The organism is Segeticoccus rhizosphaerae, assembly GCF_009192725.1.
In the GTDB taxonomy this organism is placed as follows: domain Bacteria; phylum Actinomycetota; class Actinomycetes; order Actinomycetales; family Dermatophilaceae; genus Segeticoccus; species Segeticoccus rhizosphaerae.
Genome location: NZ_VOHR01000384.1, coordinates 1 through 3,217, shown reverse-complemented (window position 1 = coordinate 3,217; position 3,217 = coordinate 1). Strand labels below are relative to the sequence as shown.

General features: G+C 71.7%; 5 protein-coding genes. All 5 read right to left on the bottom strand.

All coding sequences use genetic code 11. The annotated features are described in order from the left end of the window. On the bottom strand, positions 1-692 hold a 692-nt coding region (locus tag FRW57_RS19410; protein WP_275263217.1), incomplete at its 3' end, for a bifunctional phosphopantothenoylcysteine decarboxylase/phosphopantothenate synthase. 10 nt (positions 693-702) lie between these two features. Beyond that, the gene (rpoZ, locus tag FRW57_RS19405) at positions 703-966 is read right to left on the bottom strand and encodes a DNA-directed RNA polymerase subunit omega (RefSeq protein WP_137121987.1); all 264 of its coding nucleotides are present in this window, start codon (positions 964-966) and stop codon (positions 703-705) included. A 57-nt stretch (positions 967-1,023) separates the two neighbouring features. Then, complete coding sequence (gmk, locus tag FRW57_RS19400; RefSeq protein WP_137121986.1) at positions 1,024-1,650, bottom strand: guanylate kinase; 627 nt, start codon at positions 1,648-1,650, stop codon at positions 1,024-1,026. A gap of 7 nt (positions 1,651-1,657) precedes the next feature. Then, positions 1,658-1,975 (bottom strand): integration host factor, actinobacterial type, encoded by a 318-nt coding sequence (gene mihF, locus FRW57_RS19395; RefSeq protein WP_137121985.1) that lies wholly within the window; start codon positions 1,973-1,975, stop codon positions 1,658-1,660. 164 nt (positions 1,976-2,139) lie between these two features. After that, the gene (locus tag FRW57_RS19390; RefSeq protein ID WP_152186810.1) at positions 2,140-2,925 is read right to left on the bottom strand and encodes an inositol monophosphatase family protein; all 786 of its coding nucleotides are present in this window, start codon (positions 2,923-2,925) and stop codon (positions 2,140-2,142) included. Positions 2,926-3,217: the final 292 nt, after the last annotated feature.

Genomic DNA, 3,217 nt, shown 5'->3' with positions numbered 1-3,217 from the left:
GCGGCGAGCGCCAGCCCCTGCTTGCCGGAGGACCGGTTGCCCAGGAAGCGGACCGGGTCGAGCGGTTCGCGAGTGCCGCCGGCGCTGACCACCACCCGCCGACCGGCCAGGGCTCCCTCGACGGCGTCGCCCTCGCCCGCTGACCCACCCGGGGAGCGAGCTGGCGCGCCCGAGGTGAGCCCACGGCATACGGCGTAGATCTCCTCGGGCTCGAGCAACCGGCCGGGGCCGGTGTCGGCGCCGGTGAGGCGGCCCGAGGCGGGATCGACCACGTGCACCCCCCGCGAGCGCAACGTCTCGACGTTGGCGACGGTGGCCGGGTGCTGCCACATCTCCGTGTGCATCGCCGGAGCGAGCACGACCGGGCAGCGAGCGGTGAGCAGGGTGTTGGTGAGCAGGTCGTCGGCCAGCCCGTGGGCCGCTCGGGCGAGCAGGTCCGCGGTGGCAGGCGCCACCACGACCAGGTCCGCCCCCTTGCCGAGGCGCACGTGCGGGACCTCGTGCACGGCGGACCAGACGTCGGTGGCGACCGGCTTGCCCGAGAGCGCGGCCCAGGTGGGCGCGCCGACGAACTCCAGCGCGGCGGCGGTCGGGACGACCGTGACGTCGTGGCCGTCCTCGGTGAACAGCCGCAGCAGCAGCGCTGCCTTGTAGGCGGCGATGCCGCCGCTGACGCCGAGGACGACCTTCATCGGGTCCGGCTCAGGCCTCGATGGGGGTGGAGGTGAGCAGTCCCTCGTTGATCTCGCGCAGCGCCACCGACATCGGCTTGTCGTTGACCTGGCTGTCGACCAGCGGGCCGACGTACTCCAGCAGGCCCTCGGACAGCTGCGAGTAGTAGGCGTTGATCTGGCGGGCGCGCTTGGCGGAGTAGATCACCAGCGCGTACTTGGAGTCCGACACCTTCAGCAGGTCGTCGATGGGCGGGTTGGTGATGCCTTCGGGGGCAGCCTGGGTCCCAGACACGTCAGTCGTCTCGTTTCGTCGGTTGCGTTCGGTCTTGCGTGCGCGGCGGGCGCGCGTTCACGGGCATCGAGCGGTCGGGTGATCCGCCGTCGTGACCCCGTGCTGCATCAAGTGTACGAGTTCTCCGGCCGCGCGGCGCACATCGTCGTTGACGATGGTCACGTCGAACTCCCGTTGGGCGGCCAGCTCGCGCTGCGCCGTCTCCAGCCGGACCCTGCGCTCCTCGACGCTCTCGGTGCCCCGTCCGACCAGTCGGCGCACCAGCTCGTCCCAGCTCGGCGGCGCCAGGAAGACGAAGAGCGCCTCGGGCATCCGCTCCCGCACCTGACGGGCCCCTTGCAGGTCGATCTCGAGCAGCGCCATCCGCCCGGCTCCGAGTGCCTCGAGCACGGGGCCCCGGGGCGTGCCGTACTTGGCCCGGCCGTGGACCACCGCCCACTCGAGGAACTCCCCGTCGGCCCGCATCCGCTCGAACGTCTCGTCGCTGACGAAGTGGTAGTGCACCCCGTCGACCTCGCGCGGGCGGGGGGGCCGGGTCGTCACCGACACCGACACCCAGACCTCGGGGTGGTGCCGGCGCACGTAGCCGGCGACGGTGCCCTTGCCCACGGCGGTCGGCCCGGCCAGCACCACCAGGCGACGCAGCCCGCGAGAGGGTGGTGGCGCGGGTTTGGGGACCGTCATGGAGCGGTCAGGCCTGCTCGAACCGGGTCAGCAGGGCGGCGATCTGGTTGGCCCCCAGACCGCGGACCCGACGGCTCTCGGAGATGCCGACCTCCTCCATGATCTGGCGGGCGCGCACCCGGCCGACACCGGGCATCGACTCGAGCAGGGCGGAGACCTTCATCTTGCCCACCACGTCGTTGTCCTTGCCCTCGGCGATCACGTCCTTCAGGGACCCCTGCGCATACTTCAGGCGGTTCTTGACCGCAGCCCGCTCCCTGCGTGCGATGGCGGCCTTCGCCAGGGCGTCGGCACGCTGCTCGGGAGTCAGCGGGGGTAGTGCCACAGTCGGTCTCCTCGTCCGGACGGGAAGTCTCGGGTCCGTGGGCACAGCACAGCCTGCTGCAGCGGCCGCGCCCGGTGTGTTCTGGCGTCATCAGGAACCTAGCGAGTATGCCGGTCGGCTGGCAACGAGGGCACCTCGCCCTCCAGCGTCGGGCGCCTCCGAGGTCACACGCCGCCCTCGTCAGGCCATGCGGCCTGCACGGTGCGGAGGGTCGCCGGGTCACTTGCCACCAGCAGCCCGCCAGGGCGACTGTGGGCGTCATACCGGCTGCCGTCGGGGTGACCGTAGGCGCCGCCCGCCTCCGCGGCCATCAGCGTCCCCGGCAGGTGGTCCCAGAAGTTGCTGTGGCTGTAGACGAGGTAGTCGACGGCACCTTCGATCAGCCGCGGGTAGTCGATGCCACAGCAGACCCACGAGCCGACCAGCGGCGGCAGGTCTCCGAGCGCCTGCCCCCGGCGGGTCCACATCGAGGTGGCCCCTCGTGGCGGCGTCCCCTCCTCGACCGCGGGACGGGTGATCCGCTCCCCGTCGCGGAAGACCCCGGCTCCATTCTCCGCGACCCACGCGGTGCCGTGCTCGGGCTGCCAGATCCAGCCGCGGACCGTCTCGCCACCCTTCACCTCACTGACCATGACGGCGTGGTCGGGCGAGCCGTGGACGAAGTTCTTGGTCCCGTCGACGGGGTCGACGGTGAAACCGTGGTCGGCCGCCATGAATCGCTGCACCAGTCCGGGATCGACGGCCGACGCCTCCTCACCCAGGACCACGGCCTGCGGGTACGCCGCGTCGAGGGCCTGGGTGATGAGCACCTCCGACTCGTGGTCGGCGACGGTGACGAGGTCACCGGGGTTCTTCTCCATCACCTCGCCCTCGGCGAGGGCCCGGAAACGCGGTGTGATGACTTCGGCCGCGACGGATCTCATGAGGTCCAGCACCTCGTCGGTGTCCACGGTGCCAACGTGGCACAATCCGTGCCCCCGAGGCAAAAGCGACAGCTCCTGACGCCCCGGCCCCGTGAGGAATCTTCGCGAGGTTCCGGCCCCTCAGAGCGCACCAGACCTCGCGAAGATTCCTCACGCATGGCGGGTGGGTGGGTCGGGCGGTCAGGCGTCAGGCGGTCAGCAGGACGCTGACCTCGTCGGCGGCGCGACGGGCCGCCTCGCTGAGCGCACGCACGTCGGGGCCCGCGGCCAGGACGGCCCGGCTGCTGCTCGCGATGACGTTGGGCAGGGCCGCGCCGAA

Coding starts and splice junctions, on each gene's coding strand:
- gmk (WP_137121986.1), bottom strand. CDS start 1,650: ATGACGGTCCCCAAACCCGCGCCACCACCCTCTCGCGGGCTGCGTCGC.